The following is a 15372-nucleotide window of genomic DNA, read 5'->3' as shown; positions in this document are numbered from 1 at the left end:
GCGTCTTCGACCTGTCGAGTGGCCGGGCGACCTCTTGAGCCTTGGCGCTCCGCGCCGGTCAGGGCGATTCCGGCGCGGTCCGGTTCGGAAGCTGGGACAACACGCCCATGATGGGCCGCAGATGCTGTTCGAGGATGCCGAGCGCCTTCGCCTCGTCATACTCGCTCAGCGCCTCGATGAGCGCGTGATGTTCCTTGCGGATGCGCGCGATCCGGCTCGGATCCGTGCTGATCGCCGTCATCGCGACGCGCTGCTGGCGCGCCCCGAGCGACTGGTAGAGCTCGGACAGCACCACATTGCCGACAGCGGCGACCATGGCGAAATGGAAGTCCCGGTTGAGCTCGATCCGGCCGAAATAGTCGCCCTCCGGCCGCTCGTCGAGCTGCGCGAGGATGGTGCCCATTTCGGCGGGCAGCGGGATTTCCTCACGGCAGATCCGGCTGATGGCGTGGCTCTCGATCATCCGCCGGGCTTCGTAGAGATCGATGAGCTCCTGCGCCGTCACCTGCCGCACCAGCGCGCCGCGGCGCGGCAGCAGATCGATGAAGCGTTCGGCCTCGAGCCGGTGGAAGGCTTCGCGCACCGGCGTGCGCGAGACGCCCAGCGCCGAGGAGATCTGCTCTTCCTCGACGAAGGAGCCCCCCACGAAGCGGCCGCGCAGGATCTGCTCGCGGACATAGAGATAGACCCGCTCGCGCGTCGGCCGGCCGCGCTCTTCGGCGGGCTCGTCCTGAAGCTCGATCATCGCCATGAGCGTATCGTCCCGAAAACCGTATTCCTTTTCGACATGATGCCATGCCGAGTTGGCGGTGGACATCAAAAAATTCGCCACGTATACGTGACGCATCAGAAGCGAAGGGCGCGTCCTCTGTGGCGCGCGACCTGCGCCGGGGAACGTTAAGCCGTGCACCTGCCGACTGTGATTCATGCTGTTTTGGCCTGTCGGGCGCCGCATTCGCGCGGCTGTCGTCGGCCGGGCACGGCATGGCGATTGCACATCGCAGGCTGACGCGGAGATCAGCCAGCACGCGCGCCAGCCAGAGCAGAGGATCAGCCGATGAGCATCTCCCGCCGTTCTCTCTTGGGTGCCGGTCTTGCCGCTCCGGTACTGGTTTCGCCCTTGTTCAGGCAGTCCGCGCAGGCCCAGCGCGCGAACGGCATCATCCGCTATGGCCTTTCCGCCTTTCCGCCCAATCTCCAGCCCTGGGTCTCGACCGGCGCCTCGGCCGGCACGGTCAAGATGCTGATCCATCGCAGCCTCGTCTCCTACGGGCCGGATGGGGAATTGCGCGGCGAACTGGCCGAATCCTGGTCGCGTGACGCCGAGGGGGCCTGGGTCTTCAAGCTCCGCCCGGGCTGCGTCTTCCAGAACGGCGACCCGGTCACCGCCGACGACGTCAAATGGTCGATCGAGCAGATCGCCGGCGAGAAATCGACCGCCTATATGCGCGCCCAGTTCCAGAGCATCGAGCGCGTCGAGATTCCCGATCCGGCGACGGTCCGTCTCGTCACCAAGGAGCCGCTGGTGACGCTGCCGAGCTGGTTCGGCAACTACAACACCTTCATCCTCTCGCGGAAATCGACGGCGAACGAGCCGATCGGCGCCGGCCCCTTCCGGCTGGTCGGGCAGGAGCGCGGCACCTCGCTCGACCTCGCGGTCTTCGACAAGTTCTACAAGCCGGGTTTCCCCAAGCTCAAGGGCATCAAGTTCGTCGTCTATGCCGACGAGAACCTGCGCAACGCGGCGTTGATGTCCGGCGATGTCGACATGATCGAATACGTGCCCTGGCAGTCGATGGCGGCGGTGGAGGCCGATCCGCGCCTCAAGCTCGACAACCAGGAAGGGCCGTTCATGGACGTGCTCTTCAACGGCACCAAGCCACCCTTCAACGACCCGCGCGTGCGCCGCGCCGTCGCCCATGCCGTGCGCCGCGAGGACATCGTCAAGGCTGCCTTCTTCGGCCGCGGCAAGCCGCTCGAAGGCCTGCCGATCGTCGAGGGTACGCCCTGGTACGACGACAAGCTCGCCCATGGCTGGAACTACGATCCGGCCCGCTCCAAGGCGTTGCTGGCCGAGGCCGGCTTCGCCAACGGCTTCCAGACGACGCTGCTGTCGACCGCCCAGTTCGGCATGCACAAGGACACCGCCGAGATCGTCCAGCAGCATCTGGCAGCGGTCGGCATCCAGTGCGAATTGCAATTGCCGGACTGGTCGACCCGCGTCAGCCGCGGCATGCGCGGCCAGTACGACATGGCGATCCACGGCGTCTCCTCCGACAACAACGATCCGGACGGGCTGACGGTGGTGCTCGACACCACGCTATCGCCGGCGCATGGCCGCTCGTTCAAGGTCGATGCGCCCCGCACCATCGCGGCCCTCGCGCGCGGCCGGGCCGAGTTCGACCAGGCCAAGCGCGTCGCGATCTACAAGGAGATGCAGGCCGCCGCCTTGGAGGAGGTGCCGCTGGTCGGCCTCGCCTGGCGCCAGCAGGGCTATGGCATGGACAAGAACGTGATGGGCTTCGTCAACCTGCCCGGTGCGCTGACGAACTCCTCCGGCAACATGCTCGAGCAGACCTATTTCGGATGAGCACGGCCTGGCTGACACGGCGGGTCCTGCTGACGCTCGCGATGGCCTGGGTGGTCGCGACCATCGTCTTCCTGGCACTGCACATGGTGCCGGGCGATCCGGCAGAGCTCCTGCTCTCGACCTCGGGCGCGGCGCCCGATCCGGCCTCCGTCGCGGAATTGCGCGAGAAGCTCGGCCTCGACCTGCCGCTGCTCACGCAATACGGGCATTTCCTCGCGGGCCTGCTGCGCGGCGATCTCGGAAACTCCCTCGTCGATGACTACCCCGTGCTGCAGGAGATCGGGCTGCGGCTGCCGCGCACGTTGGAGCTGATCCTCGCGGGCACCGTCATCGCCGTTATCTTCGGCGTGCCGGCTGGGGTCTATGCGGCTGTCCATCGCGGTGGGGCCTTCGACCGCGCGGCGTCCTGGATCACGGCGCTGCTGCTCGCCGTGCCGGTCTTCGTCGTCGGTACGCTGCTGGTGCTGCTGCTGGCGCAGACGCTGCGGCTCATGCCGGCGGGCGGCTATGTTCCCTTGGCCCAGGACCCGGCACAGCATCTCAAGCTGCTGACGCTGCCCGCCATCGCGATCGCGAAAGGCCTGGCGGCGGTGCTGTTTCGCATGACGCGCGCGGCGACGCTCGATGCGCTCGCCCATGACTATGTCCGCACCGCTCGCGCCAAGGGGCTGTCGCCCCGCCGCGTCCTCGTGGTGCATGTTCTGCGCAACGCCCTGAACCCGGTCGTCACCGTGCTCGGCCTGCAGATGGGCACGCTGCTCGGCGGTACCGTGCTGGTCGAATATGTCTTCAACTGGCCGGGGCTCTCCACGCCGCTGCTGCGGGCGGTCGAGGGGCGCGACTACCCGATGGTGGTCGGCATCATCCTGACGATCTCCGTGCTGTTCCTGCTGATCAACCTCGCCGTCGAGCTCCTCCATGCGGCGATCGACCCGCGGGTGCAGGCATGAGGCTCGCACGCGCCAAGGGCCTGAGGCGCCTCATCCTGCCCGCCGGCGTCGTCGGCCTGATCGTGCTCGTCGCGCTCGCTGCCCCGCTCCTGCCGCTGCCGGACCCGATCCGGCAGGATGTCGCCCAGCGCCTCGCCGGCCCGATGTCGGGCTCCTGGCTGGGCCGGGACGAGTTTGGCCGCGACGTGCTCTCGCGCCTGATCTGGGGCGCGCGCACCAGCCTCTCCGTCGCCTTCGCCTCGGCTGTTGTCGCCGGCCTCTTCGGGGTCACGCTCGGCCTGATCGGGGGCTGGACCCGGAGCTGGGGCGCCTTCCTGACCGTGCGCAGCGTCGAGATCATCATGTGCTTTCCGCCGGTACTGCTGGCGCTCTTGGTGGTCACGCTGCTCGGGCCGGGCGCAGGCACGCTGCTGCTCGTGCTCTCGGTGCTCTACGTGCCGGGCTTCGCCCGCGTGACCTATGCCGAGGTGCTGGCAGTGAAGGGCCGCGACTATGTCGAGGCGACGCGCGCGCTCGGCGCCACCTCCACGCATCTGCTATTCCGCACCGTGCTGCCGAACATTGCCGGCCCGCTGCTGGTGCAGTTCTCGCTGGCGGTCGCGGCGGCGGTGGTGATCGAGAGCGGCCTGTCCTTCCTGGGCCTCGGCGTCGTGCCGCCATCGCCCTCCTGGGGGCTGATGATCCGCGGCGCGCGGGCGACGATGGAGCAGGCCCCGCTGCTGCTGCTCTGGCCCTGCGCCGCGCTGACGCTGACCATCCTCGCCATGAACCTGCTTTGCGACGCCTTGCGCGATCTGCTCGATCCGCGCACGGCGGAGCACTGATCTCACCGCCCTATCAAGATCAAGCCTGAAGGAAGGACGAAGCCATGGCCGCCAAGACAGATCCCCTCGTTCACATGGGGACGATCACGGGCGGGGAGGCCCGCCAGATTCTCGAAGCGAACCCGGTCATCCTGCTGCCGATGGGCAGCCATGAGGATCAGGGCCCGCACGCGCCGATGGGCGACTATCTTCTCGCCGAGAAGATCGCCGAGCTCGCCGCCATCCGCGCCACCAAGGCCGGTACGCGCACGCTGGTGGCGCCCGTCCTGCCCTTCGGCGGGGCCGACTGGTTCGGCGCCATGACCGGAGGCATCGCCATCTCGCAGGCGACGCTGACACAGGTCATCGCCGAGATGGTCGAGTCGCTGCACCGCAACGGCCTGACGCGGATCATCGTCATCAACGGCCATGGCGGCAATGTCGGGCCGATCGCCGAGGTCGCGCGCGAGCTCTATCTGCGCGAGCAGATCGTGCTGCCGAGCCTTTATCTCTGGCGCATCGGCTACGGCCTCCTGCCCGGCATCCTCGGCGGCGCCGACAAGGCGGCGGCGGTCGCCGGACACGGCTCCGATCCGCTGACCTCGATCGGCCTGCACCTCTTCCCCGAGCTGATCCGCAAGGATCTGATCCCGGAGGGCAAGCCGCTGAAGAAGGATCCGGTTCTCGATCTGCAGTTCACCGGCCTCGGCACGGCGAGCTTCGAGGGCCATGAGGTCGCGATGCCCAACGAATACGACGAGGTCTACAATCTCGGCGTGGCCAAGGGCGATCCGCGCCTGTGCTCGGCCGAGACGGGCGCTGCCCTCACCGAGAAGCTGACCGATATCTGCGCCCGTTTCATCGCGCATTTCGCCAGCAAGGTCTCGGCCTGACGATTCCGCCTGCCGCGGTCGCCCGCGGCAGGCTCGCCCATGCCCCGCATTCGCACTCGCCAGTTGCAGGAGGTCCCATGCCGACACGCCGCCTCATCCTCAAGACGGGTCTTGCGACCATCGCCATGCCGGCCGTTCTGCGCGCGCAGGGCCTCAGCGGTCAGATCACCCTGCAATCCTATTCCGGCATCTTCCAGGACAACTACACCAAGGCGGTGATCGAGCCCTTCATCGCGGCCAATCCGGGCGTGAAGGTGAATTTCGTGCCCGGCGGCACCTCGGCCCAGATGGTCGGCACCATCCGCGCGCAGAAGGCCGACCCGCAGATCGACGTCTCGATCATGGACGTCACCACCTCCAGCATCGGCAATCTCGAGGGCCTGTTCGAGAAGCTCACCCCGGCCGAGTTCCCGGTGCTCGACGAATTGCTGCCGGAGGCGCGCAAGGCCGGTGGCGAGTTCGGCCCGGCCGTGACCTTCGACCATCTCGTGCTGGTCTACGACGCGGCGCTGACTCCGCCGCTCGCCAGGCTCGCCGATCTCTGGCGCCCGGATCTGAAGGGCCAGATCGCCCTTTCGGCCCCGCCGAACATCCAGGGCCTGGCCCTGACCGCCATGGTCGAGAAGATGGAAGGCGGCGACTATCGCAAATCGATCGACGCCGCGATGAAGAAACTCAGGGAGCTCGCCCCCTCGGTCAACACCTTCGAGCCCAATCCGGACGGCTACTCGCTGATCCTGAACGGCGTCGTCAAGGTCGCGACCGGCTGGAACGCCCGCTCGCAGCTCTATGGCGATCAGTCGAACGGCAAGATCCGCACGCTGCTGCCGCCCGAGGGCTCGGTCTTCCAGATCAACACCATCAACCTCAGCGCCGGCTCGAAGAACCGCGCCGCCGCTGCCGCCTTCGTCAGACACGCCCTCTCCCAGCCGGCGCAGAAGGCCTTCACCGAGCGCATGTTCTACGCGCCGACCAACGCCAAGGCCCAGATCGACGCCAAGGCCGTCGCGCGCACCGCCGCCGCGCCCGAAAGCCGCTCCACCATGATCCCGCTCGACTGGAACGACATCCTCAAGGTGCGCGACCAGTGGAACAATCGCTGGCGGCGCGAGGTCATCGCGGCGGCGCGCTGAGCGGGCAACGGGTAAGCGACGATGAGCTATCTCGAACTTGCCGGGCTGCAGAAGCGCTATGGCGCCTCTGTCGCAGTCGACGACGTCTCGCTCGCCGTGGAGAAGGGCGAGGCGGTCGCGCTGCTCGGCCCCTCCGGCTGCGGCAAGACGACGACCTTGCGGATGCTGGCCGGGCTCGTCGAGCCCGATCGCGGCGCAATCCGTGTCGATGGCATCGCGATGACCAATTTGCCGGCTCACAAGCGCAATATGGGCTATGTCTTCCAGTCCTATGCGCTGTTTCCGCATCTGAGCGTGGCTGGGAACGTCGCCTTCGGGCTGGAAGAGCGTCGCCGGCCGAAGGCCGAGATCGCGCGGCAGGTCGAGGACGCGCTGGCGCTCGTCCGTCTCGCGGGGCTCGACCAGCGCCGCCCGCGCGAGCTCTCCGGCGGGCAGCAGCAGCGCGTGGCGCTGGCTCGCGCGCTGGTGATCCACCCTTCCGTGCTGCTGCTCGACGAATCCCTCTCCAACCTCGACGCCAAGCTGCGCGACGCGATGCGCCACGAGATCCGCTCGATCCAGCGCTCGCTCGGCATCACCACCCTCTTCGTCACGCATGATCAGGTCGAGGCGCTGACCATGTGCGATCGCATCGCCGTGATGCATCGCGGCCGCATCGCCCAGATCGGCACGGCCGAGGACATCTACGAGCGCCCGGCGACCCGCTTCGTGGCCGAATTCGTCGGACGCGCCAACGCCCTGCCGGCGACGCGCGGTCCTGACGGCAAGGTCCTGCTCTGGAACGAGCCGCAGCCCGTCGCCGCTCCCGCCAGCGGGGAATTCGACGTCTTCGTCCGGCCGCAGCGCATGCGTATCGTTCCCCTTTCGGAAGCGGTCGGCTCGGAGAATGTCCGAGTGAGCGGGCGCATCCTGCGCAGTGTCTTCGTCGGCGACCATGTCGAGGTGCTGGTTGAGGGCGCGGGCGGGCAATTGACGGTCGAGATGCCGTCGGGCAGCCCGGCGCTGGCTGAGGGCGCCGAGGTCGCGGTTATCTGGCGGGCGCAGGACAGCCTGCCCTTCCCGCGCGAGGCGCCATGAGCGCGACGCGTCGACTGCCGCTGCTGCTGGTACCGGCCGGACTCTTCGTGCTGGCCATCTACGCCTGGCCGACCCTGCTCCTGCTGCGCAACGCCTTCAACGAAGTCGGCCCGACCGGCGCGCTGGTCGAGGCCTGGTCGCTGAAGACGGCTGCCGACACCTTCGCCGATGGCTTCACCTTCGAATTGACCTGGAACTCGATCTGGCTCTCGCTCGTCGCGACGGCGATCGCGCTGGCCCTGGCCTATCCGCTCTCGCTCTTCCTGTTCCGCACGACCTCGCGCTGGCGCAGCATCCTGGCCGTGATCGCCATCCTGCCGATGCTGATCTCCGGTGTCGTGCGCGTCTTCGGCTGGCTCGCCATCCTCGGCGACCGCGGGCTGGTCAACGGCCTGCTGCAATGGCTCGGCCTGATCTCGGCGCCGCTGAAGCTCGTCTTCAACTGGACCGGCGTCACCATCGGCCTGGCCGAGAGCATCATGCCCTACATGATCCTCGCCTTGCTCGCCGGCTTCGGCCAGCTCGACCGGACGCTGGAGGAGGCGTCGCGCTCGCTCGGTGCCTCGCCGTTCCGAACCTTCCTGCGCGTCACGCTGCCGCTCAGCCTGCCCGCCATCGTGCTGGCGGCGGGACTCGGCTTCGTCCTCTCGATGTCGGCCTATATCACGCCGAAACTGCTGGGCGGCGGGCGCGTCTTCGTGCTGGCGACCGAAATCTTCGAGCAGGCGACGACCAACACCAACTGGCCGGCGGCCGCGGTGCTCGCGCTCTACACGCTCGTGCTCCTGCTGGTGCTGCTCGCCTTCTCCAACCTGCTGGCCCGGAGGCTGAGGCGATGAACGGCGCCGGCCCCGTCCTCTCCGGCATCGCGGCACTCGTCTATGCGCTGATCCTGGCGCCGATCGTCGTGGTCTTCACACTCGCCTTCTCGGCGGATAATTTCATTCTGTTTCCGCCGTCCGGCTACTCGCTGCGCTGGTTCCAGGCGCTCGCCGGGAACGCTCCGCTGCTGTCGGCGCTTGGCTTGAGCGTGCAGGTCGCGAGCGTGGTGACGCTGTGCTCGCTTCTCGTCGGCGTGCCCGCTGCGCTGGCACTGGCCAAGGGCGAGTTCCGCGGCAAGGACGCGCTGACCGGCTTCTTCCTTGCGCCCCTCCTGCTGCCGACGCTGATCACCGGCCTCGCATTGCTGCTGTTCTTCACGCCGCTCCGGCTCACCGCGACGCTGCCCGGCCTCGTCCTCGGCCATATGACCGTGACGGTGCCCTTCGTCATCCGGATGATGGCAACGGCGCTCGCCAACCTCCCGCACGACATCGAGGCGGCCGCCGCGACGCTCGGTGCCACGCCCTGGCGTGTGGTGCGGCGCGTGACGCTGCCGCTGGCGGCGCCGGGTCTGATCGCCTGCGCCTGCCTGTCCTTCCTGCTCTCCTTCGACGAGACGGTGATCTCGCTCTTCATCGCCGGCCCGCGCGCCTCGACCCTGCCGGTCGAGATGGTGCGCTATGTCGAAGGCCGCACCGACCCGCTGATCGCGGCGCTTTCGGTCGTTCTCATCATCGCCACGCTGATCGTCGTCGTCGCGGTCGAACGCCTTGTCGGCGTCGCCCGCGCCGTCGGACGATAGCTTGGAAGCATCATGTCGTCCGAAAACCGGTCCCCACTTTTCGGCATCATGCCTCAGGAGAAGACACCATGCCCGATTACCGCATCGCCCCCATGCCCGAGCAGCTTCCGGCCGCGCTCGTGGAGAAGCTGCTCAAGGTCGAGACCGCGACCGTCGGCCACTCCCAGCATTGGGGCTTCATGGATCGCGGCATCCAGCCGTTGCTGCGCACGAAGCGCATCGCCGGCGCGGCGGTGACGCTCGCCATTCCCGGCCAGGATTCGACTTTGCTGCATCACGCGCTCGGGCTGCTCCGGCCGGGCGACATCCTCGTCGTTGACCGCCTGGGTGACGACAAGCACGCCTGCTGGGGCGGCGGCGTCACCGTCGCGGCCAAGGCGGCCGGCGCGCTCGGCGGCATCGTCGACGGCCCCTGCACCGATCTGACCGAGATCCAGGATTCCGATTTCCCGATGTGGTGCCGCGGCATGTCGCCGATCACCACCCGCCTCTACAATCTCGGCGGCACGCTCAACCATCCCATCTCCTGCGGCAATGTGCCGGTGAAGGCGGGGGACGTCATCCTGGCCGACGAATCCGGCGTGCTGGTGCTGCCCCGCGAGGAGGCCGAGGCGATTGCCGACGCGGCCATCGCCCGGCAGGAGCGCGGCGAGAAGACGCAAAACCGCGTCAAGGCCGGCGAGAAGCTCGGCGACATCTCCGGCGCCACCAAGATGGTGCTCGACGCGCTGGCCCAGAACGGCTGAGCCGCCTCGTCCCGAAGCCCCCACGACACCTTCGCCTTCAAGACCGGAATCCCATGATGTCTGAGACCATCGTCCTGCTCGATATGACGACGCCGGAGCGCGCCGACCGCCTGCGCGCGCTCCTGCCGCCGGGCTTCGTCCTGACCCATGGCACGGCGCGCGGCGATGAGCATATGAAGGAGATCATCGCCGAGGCCGACTATGCCATCTCCGGGCAGGTCGGCGTCTCGCGCGAGGTGCTGGCGGCGGGCAGGAAGCTGAAGCTCCTGCACAAATGGGGCGTCGGCTACGACAATATCGACGTCGCGGCGGCCAAGGAACTCGGCATCAGGGTCGCGCGCACCACCGGCTCCAACGCCGTTCCGGTCGCCGAATTCGCGCTCGGGCTGATGCTGTCCTCGCTGCGCTTCATCGCCTATGGCCATGAGGAGCTGAGACAGGGCCGTTGGGCGACCGGCAGGCTGCCCGGCGACACCTACATGCTCTCCGGCAAGACGGTCGGCATCGTCGGCTTCGGCGCCATCGGCAAGAACGTCGCCAAGCTGCTGAAGGGCTTCGGCTGCAAGATCCTCTACAGCAAGCGCACGCCGCTCAGCGCCGCTGAGGAGGCCGAGCTCGGTGTCAGCCACGCCTCGCTGGCGCAGATCCTGGCGGAGGCCGATGTCGTCTCGCTGCACTGCCCGCTGACGCCGGAGACCACGAACCTGATCGATTCTGCCGCCCTCAAGGCGATGAAGAAGACGGCGGTGCTGGTCAACGCCGCCCGCGGCGGGGTGGTCAACGAAGCCGATCTGGTCACGGCGCTGCGGGCGCGGGAGATCGCGGGCGCCGCGATGGACGTCTATTCGGTCGAGCCGCTGCCGCCGGACAGCGAGTTGCTGACCCTCGACAATATCGTGGTGACGCCGCATCTCGCCGCCATGGCGGCCGATAATTTCGCGCCGACGGTCAAGCGCATGTTCGCCAACATGGTGCATGTCTCGCGCGGCGAGCCCGTGCCGGAGCGCGACATCGTCGTCTGACCGGCAGCCTCAACTCCTGAGGAAGCCGATGGATATCCACGGGACTGCTGCGACGATCAGCAGCCCGATGAGAAGGGCCGCGATATAGGCCCAGATGTATTTCAGGCCATCGTCGGGGTTGATCTTCGAGATGGCGCAGGCGCCGTAATAGCCGACGCCGAAGGGCGGGGCGAACAGGCCGATGCCCATCGCGAAGATCACGACCATGGCATAGTGGACCTCGTGCACGCCGAGCTGGTGGGCGATGGGGAAGACGAGCGGCCCGAACAGCACGATCGCCGGGATGCCTTCCAGCACCGATCCCAGGATGGTGAAGGCGAGGATCGAGATGGCGAGGAAGCCCCAGCTTCCGCCGGGCACGGCGGCCATGGCCTGGGCGAGGTCGCGCGAGAAGCCGGACTGGGTCAGGCCCCAGGCCATGGCGGTGGCGCAGCCGATGATGAAGATGATGGCACCGGTGAGGGAAGCGGTCTCGACCAGCATCTTCGGCAGGCGGCGCCAGTCGAACTGGCGGTAAAGCAGGAGGCCCGCCAGAATCGCATAGGCGATACCGATGGTCGAAACCTCCGTCGCGGTGGCAACGCCTTCGACGACCGCGGCGCGGATGACGAAGGGCAGCGCGATGGCGGGCGCGGCGATCAGGGCGAGCTTGGCGATCTCGCGGCGGGAGAAGCGCGTGACGTTGCTGAGGTCCTCGCCCCGGCAGCGCCACCAGACGACGACGCAGAGCGCGGCGCCGAGCACGACGGCGGGCAGCATGCCGCCGGTGAACAGCGCGGCGATCGAGACGCCGGTGACCGAGCCGATGGTGATCAGCACGATCGAGGGTGGGATCGTCTCGGTCTGGGCGCCGGTGGCGGAGAGCAGCGCGACGAGGTCGCCGGGTTTGGCGCCGCGCTTCTGCATTTCCGGGAAGAGCACCGGGGCGATCGCAGCCATGTCGGCGATCTTCGAGCCGGAGATGCCGGAGACCAGATACATCGCGCCGATCAGCACATAGGACAGCCCGCCGCGGACATGGCCGAGCAGCGAGGCGAGGAACTGGATCATCGCGCGCGCCATGCCGGTCATCTCGATCAGAGCGCCGAGGAAGATGAAGAGCGGGACGGCGAGCAGGATGAGATGGCTCATGCCCTCGTCGAGCCGTCCGACCATGACGAGCATCGGTGTCGAGGTCGTGCAGGCGAGATAGCCGAAGGTGGCGAGGGCAAAGGAAAACGCGATCGGCACGCCGGAGAAGACGTTGAGGGCGACGACGCCGACGAAGAAGACGATCAGGTTGAGCTTGCCGAGCGGCTTCAGCATCGGGCCGGCGAGCCAGAACAGGGCGACGAGCGCGAGCGTGACGGTGGCTGCCAGCAGCACCGGCTTCCATGAGCCGAAGCGGACGAGGCGCAAGCAGGCGACGACGAGCATCAGGGCGATGCCGATGGGGAGCGCGCCCGCACGCCATGCATTGGAGATCCCCAGCGCCGGGGTGACGATGAAGTTCTCTTCCTCCGCATATTCCAGCGCATGCGGCAGGATCATCAGCAGAAAGGCGATCGCGGCGGTGACGGCGAGCGCCTCGAGCACTGCGCGGGTGCCGGGCGAGACGCGGCTGACAAGCCCGGTCATGCGCATATGCTCGCCGCGCCTGAGCGCGATCACCGCGCCCAGCATCGACAGCCACAGGAACAGGATCGAGGCGAGCTCGTCGGACCACACCAGCGGTGCGTGGAAGACGTAACGCGCCAGAACGCCGGCGCCGAGCAGCGAGATCTCGACGACGACCAGAATCGCCGCGATCGTCTCGACCAGCAGACCGAGCACCCGCTCGACAGGGGCGGCAGCGCGGCCAAGCGCGGTCGCGGAAACATCCGCCGAAATCGGCAGGCTTGCGCCGTGAGCATCCATCGAGACGTTTCCGCTTATCGTATTTTGAGCCCTTATAGGCCGGGGCGGGTCCGGGAGACTAGCCGTAACGTCGGGTTCTCCCGTTCGGCATGCACGCACCTCGATGCGTTGGGCCGCCTGGCTCAGGCCGATATCCCGTCAAGCAGTTTCGCGGGTTGCCTTTTTGAAAACAAAGAGAGAACATGGACCATGTCCCTCACCGACGCCATTCTCAACCCGCCGCCGGCGCGGCCGGATATCACCCGCGCCGTCTGCCGGGGCGCCAGCCGGCATCTGCGCGAGCGCGGCCATGCCATCGTCAAGGAGATGACCTTCGCCAATGGCCGGCGCGGCGACATCGTCGCGCTGTCGCCCGCGGGCGAGCTTTGGGTGGTCGAGGTCAAGTCCGGACTCGCCGATTACCGGGTCGACGGCAAATGGCCGGACTATCGCGACTATTGCGACGGTTTCCTCTTCGCCGTGGCGCCGGAATTCCCGCGCGAGATCCTGCCTGATGATGTCGGGCTGATCGTCGCGGACGCCTATGGCGGCGAATTGCTGCGCGAGCCGCCGCGCCATCCGCTCGCGCCGGCGCGTCGCAAGATGCTGACCATCGCTTTCGCGAAGCTGGCGGCGGGGCGGCTGGCGCTGCTCGAGGACCCGCCCGGCGCGGGCTGAGCGTCGGAGACGGCAGCGTTCCGTGTAGCCGGGTGCCCCATCGTGAATTCATCTCACAGATGATGATCCGTCTCTCATACTAATTCACAGCGCTTCAGGGGCTATCTCCGGGACAAATCGTATCCGGAGGCTTCCATGCCCGTTGCCCTTTATGCCCTGACCGTCGGTGCCTTCGGCATCGGCGTCACCGAGTTCGTGATCATGGGCCTGCTGCTGCAGGTCTCGGGCGATCTCGGCGTGTCCATCCCCGTCGCCGGCCTGCTGATGACCGGCTATGCGCTCGGCGTCTTCGTCGGCGCGCCCATCCTGACCATCGCGACGCGCGGTCTGCCGCGCAAGACGACGCTGCTCGTGCTGATGGCGATCTTCACCCTCGGCAATCTCGCAGCCGCCCTGGCGCCGAGCTTCGCCTGGCTGATGACGGCGCGCATCGTGACCGCGCTGGCGCATGGCACGTTCTTCGGCGTCGGCTCGCTGGTGGCGACGAGCCTCGTCGCGCCCGAGCGCAAGGCCTCCGCCATCGCGATTATGTTCACCGGCCTGACGCTTGCGACCCTGCTCGGTGTGCCCTTCGGCTCCTGGCTCGGCCTCGCCTTCGGCTGGCGCTCGACCTTCTGGGCGGTCACCGCCATCGGCATCCTGGCTTTCCTCGTGCTGGCGGCCTTCGTCCCCGCCGACAAGGAACGCGTCGTTCCGGGGCCGCTCGCCGAGGAGCTGAAGGTGCTGGCGCGGCCCCAGGTTCAGCTCGGCCTCGTCATGACCGTGCTCGGCTTCGGCGGCATCTTCGCGATCTTCACCTTCATCCAGCCGATCCTCGTCCAGCTCGCCGGCTTCAGCGAGGCCGCTGTCTCGCCGGTGCTGCTCGTCTTCGGCGGCGGCCTCGTCGTCGGCAACCTGCTCGGCGGTCGCTGGGCCGACCGGAGCCTCGCGCCGGCGCTGATTGGCACCATCGCCTTGATGACCGTGGCGATGTTCGCGTCGGGCTTCGCCTTCCACAGCCAGACCGGCGCGGTGATCGCTGCCTTCGTGCTGGGTGCGGCGGCCTTCGCCACGGTGGCTCCGCTGCAGATGTGGGTGCTCCAGCAGGCGGGCGGCGCTGGCCAGGGCCTTGCGTCCAGCCTGAACATCGCCGCCTTCAATCTCGGGAATGCGCTGGGCGCCTGGCTCGGCGGGCTGGTGATCTCGCATGGCCCCGGCCTTGGCGCGATCGCGCCGGTCGCCGCGCTGGTGCCGCTCGCGGCGCTGGGGCTGGCGGCGGTCGCGTTGACGCTGGATCGGAAGGCCGCGCGGACGGTCTGCGCCTGAAGAAGACGCTTCGGAAAGCAAAACCCCGCCGGATCGTGATCCGGCGGGGTTTTCGTTATCTGCCTGGCGTCAGCGCGGTGCGCGCTTGGCGAGGATGCGCTGCAAGGTGCGCCGGTGCATGCCGAGGCGACGCGCCGTCTCGGAGACGTTGCGGTTGCAGAGTTCATAGACGCGCTGGATATGCTCCCAGCGGACCCGGTCTGCCGACATCGGATTTTCCGGCGGCGAGGGGCGGGCGTCGCGGGCGGCGGCCAGCGCCGCATGGATCTCGTCGGCATCAGCCGGCTTGGCGAGGAAGTCGAAGGCGCCGAGCTTCACGGCGCTGACCGCCGTCGCGATATTGCCATAGCCGGTCAGGACGACGCCGCGCGCATCCGGGCGGCGCTCCTTCAGCCGGGCGATCACGTCGAGCCCGTTGCCGTCGCCGAGCCTGAGATCGATCACCGCGAAGGCGGGAGCCGCCTCTTCCACGGCGGCGAGGCCGGCCGCGACGCTGTCGGCGATGCGCACGATATAGCCGCGGCCTTCCATGGCGCGGGCGAGGCGGGTCAGGAACGGCTTGTCGTCGTCGACCAGCAGCAGGGACATGTCGGCGCCGGTTCCGGGCCTGTCGATCTCGCTCTGGGTATCCTGCATTCTGGTCTCCTTGCCGCTTGTCCATGCGCGCTGCGGTTGC

Annotated in this window: 15 protein-coding genes; 12 read left to right on the top strand and 3 right to left on the bottom strand. The window is 68.0% G+C overall.

The window, feature by feature from the left end; translation table 11 throughout:
• Window positions 1-58 precede the first annotated feature (58 nt).
• Window positions 59-817 (bottom strand): GntR family transcriptional regulator, encoded by a 759-nt coding sequence (locus IED13_RS05915; RefSeq protein WP_210323523.1) that lies wholly within the window; start codon window positions 815-817, stop codon window positions 59-61.
• Window positions 818-1057: 240 nt separating this feature from the next.
• On the opposite strand from IED13_RS05915, the gene IED13_RS05910 reads away from it, so the two are divergent.
• The 10 genes from IED13_RS05910 to IED13_RS05865 all read left to right on the top strand — a co-directional run bounded on the left by IED13_RS05910 (window position 1058) and on the right by IED13_RS05865 (window position 10838).
• Window positions 1058-2590 (top strand): ABC transporter substrate-binding protein, encoded by a 1533-nt coding sequence (locus tag IED13_RS05910; protein WP_191123664.1) that lies wholly within the window; start codon window positions 1058-1060, stop codon window positions 2588-2590.
• Window positions 2587-3540: an ABC transporter permease gene (locus IED13_RS05905; protein ID WP_113253521.1), complete on the top strand. Its 954-nt coding sequence runs from the start codon at window positions 2587-2589 to the stop codon at window positions 3538-3540. Before IED13_RS05910 ends, IED13_RS05905 begins: the two co-directional genes overlap by 4 nt.
• Window positions 3537-4364 carry an ABC transporter permease gene (locus IED13_RS05900; RefSeq protein WP_166652887.1) on the top strand — a complete coding sequence of 276 codons (828 nt, stop codon included), beginning with the start codon at window positions 3537-3539 and terminating at the stop codon, window positions 4362-4364. Before IED13_RS05905 ends, IED13_RS05900 begins: the two co-directional genes overlap by 4 nt.
• Window positions 4365-4408: 44 nt before the next feature.
• The gene (locus IED13_RS05895) at window positions 4409-5236 is read left to right on the top strand and encodes a creatininase family protein (protein ID WP_038364642.1); all 828 of its coding nucleotides are present in this window, start codon (window positions 4409-4411) and stop codon (window positions 5234-5236) included.
• Between the two features lie 77 nt (window positions 5237-5313).
• Window positions 5314-6369 (top strand): extracellular solute-binding protein, encoded by a 1056-nt coding sequence (locus tag IED13_RS05890; protein ID WP_210323522.1) that lies wholly within the window; start codon window positions 5314-5316, stop codon window positions 6367-6369.
• A gap of 21 nt (window positions 6370-6390) precedes the next feature.
• Window positions 6391-7446, top strand: coding sequence for an ABC transporter ATP-binding protein (locus tag IED13_RS05885; RefSeq protein WP_191123663.1), 1056 nt, complete (start codon window positions 6391-6393; stop codon window positions 7444-7446).
• On the top strand, window positions 7443-8285 hold the full coding sequence (locus tag IED13_RS05880) for an ABC transporter permease (RefSeq protein WP_191123662.1): 843 nt from the start codon (window positions 7443-7445) through the stop codon (window positions 8283-8285). Before IED13_RS05885 ends, IED13_RS05880 begins: the two co-directional genes overlap by 4 nt.
• A complete protein-coding gene (locus tag IED13_RS05875; protein ID WP_038364633.1) occupies window positions 8282-9070 on the top strand; it encodes an ABC transporter permease in 789 nt (262 codons plus the stop codon). Before IED13_RS05880 ends, IED13_RS05875 begins: the two co-directional genes overlap by 4 nt.
• A 68-nt stretch (window positions 9071-9138) precedes the next feature.
• Complete coding sequence (locus tag IED13_RS05870; protein WP_038364631.1) at window positions 9139-9816, top strand: RraA family protein; 678 nt, start codon at window positions 9139-9141, stop codon at window positions 9814-9816.
• Between the two features lie 56 nt (window positions 9817-9872).
• Complete coding sequence (locus IED13_RS05865; RefSeq protein WP_191123661.1) at window positions 9873-10838, top strand: 2-hydroxyacid dehydrogenase; 966 nt, start codon at window positions 9873-9875, stop codon at window positions 10836-10838.
• A gap of 9 nt (window positions 10839-10847) precedes the next feature.
• On the opposite strand, the gene IED13_RS05860 is transcribed toward IED13_RS05865, so the two are convergent.
• Complete coding sequence (locus IED13_RS05860) at window positions 10848-12734, bottom strand: TRAP transporter large permease (RefSeq protein WP_191123660.1); 1887 nt, start codon at window positions 12732-12734, stop codon at window positions 10848-10850.
• A gap of 189 nt (window positions 12735-12923) precedes the next feature.
• Between IED13_RS05860 and IED13_RS05855 the strand changes: the two genes are divergently transcribed.
• The gene (locus IED13_RS05855) at window positions 12924-13391 is read left to right on the top strand and encodes an MmcB family DNA repair protein (protein WP_133565880.1); all 468 of its coding nucleotides are present in this window, start codon (window positions 12924-12926) and stop codon (window positions 13389-13391) included.
• A 135-nt stretch (window positions 13392-13526) separates the two neighbouring features.
• The gene (locus tag IED13_RS05850) at window positions 13527-14696 is read left to right on the top strand and encodes an MFS transporter (RefSeq protein WP_133565881.1); all 1170 of its coding nucleotides are present in this window, start codon (window positions 13527-13529) and stop codon (window positions 14694-14696) included.
• A gap of 69 nt (window positions 14697-14765) precedes the next feature.
• Here the strand turns inward: IED13_RS05850 and IED13_RS05845 are convergent, their stop codons facing one another.
• Window positions 14766-15332 carry an ActR/PrrA/RegA family redox response regulator transcription factor gene (locus IED13_RS05845; protein WP_038364622.1) on the bottom strand — a complete coding sequence of 189 codons (567 nt, stop codon included), beginning with the start codon at window positions 15330-15332 and terminating at the stop codon, window positions 14766-14768.
• Window positions 15333-15372 lie beyond the last annotated feature (40 nt).

It is taken from the genome of Allobosea spartocytisi, from assembly GCF_014764685.1.
In the GTDB taxonomy this organism is placed as follows: Bacteria; Pseudomonadota; Alphaproteobacteria; order Rhizobiales; family Beijerinckiaceae; genus Allobosea; species Allobosea spartocytisi.
This window is presented reverse-complemented; position numbering and strand designations above follow the sequence as displayed.

Coding starts and splice junctions, on each gene's coding strand:
- IED13_RS05915 (WP_210323523.1), bottom strand. CDS start 817: ATGTCCACCGCCAACTCGGCATGGCATCATGTCGAAAAGGAATACGGT.
- IED13_RS05910 (WP_191123664.1), top strand. CDS start 1,058: ATGAGCATCTCCCGCCGTTCTCTCTTGGGTGCCGGTCTTGCCGCTCCG.
- IED13_RS05905 (WP_113253521.1), top strand. CDS start 2,587: ATGAGCACGGCCTGGCTGACACGGCGGGTCCTGCTGACGCTCGCGATG.
- IED13_RS05900 (WP_166652887.1), top strand. CDS start 3,537: ATGAGGCTCGCACGCGCCAAGGGCCTGAGGCGCCTCATCCTGCCCGCC.
- IED13_RS05895 (WP_038364642.1), top strand. CDS start 4,409: ATGGCCGCCAAGACAGATCCCCTCGTTCACATGGGGACGATCACGGGC.
- IED13_RS05890 (WP_210323522.1), top strand. CDS start 5,314: ATGCCGACACGCCGCCTCATCCTCAAGACGGGTCTTGCGACCATCGCC.
- IED13_RS05885 (WP_191123663.1), top strand. CDS start 6,391: ATGAGCTATCTCGAACTTGCCGGGCTGCAGAAGCGCTATGGCGCCTCT.
- IED13_RS05880 (WP_191123662.1), top strand. CDS start 7,443: ATGAGCGCGACGCGTCGACTGCCGCTGCTGCTGGTACCGGCCGGACTC.
- IED13_RS05875 (WP_038364633.1), top strand. CDS start 8,282: ATGAACGGCGCCGGCCCCGTCCTCTCCGGCATCGCGGCACTCGTCTAT.
- IED13_RS05870 (WP_038364631.1), top strand. CDS start 9,139: ATGCCCGATTACCGCATCGCCCCCATGCCCGAGCAGCTTCCGGCCGCG.
- IED13_RS05865 (WP_191123661.1), top strand. CDS start 9,873: ATGTCTGAGACCATCGTCCTGCTCGATATGACGACGCCGGAGCGCGCC.
- IED13_RS05860 (WP_191123660.1), bottom strand. CDS start 12,734: ATGGATGCTCACGGCGCAAGCCTGCCGATTTCGGCGGATGTTTCCGCG.
- IED13_RS05855 (WP_133565880.1), top strand. CDS start 12,924: ATGTCCCTCACCGACGCCATTCTCAACCCGCCGCCGGCGCGGCCGGAT.
- IED13_RS05850 (WP_133565881.1), top strand. CDS start 13,527: ATGCCCGTTGCCCTTTATGCCCTGACCGTCGGTGCCTTCGGCATCGGC.
- IED13_RS05845 (WP_038364622.1), bottom strand. CDS start 15,332: ATGCAGGATACCCAGAGCGAGATCGACAGGCCCGGAACCGGCGCCGAC.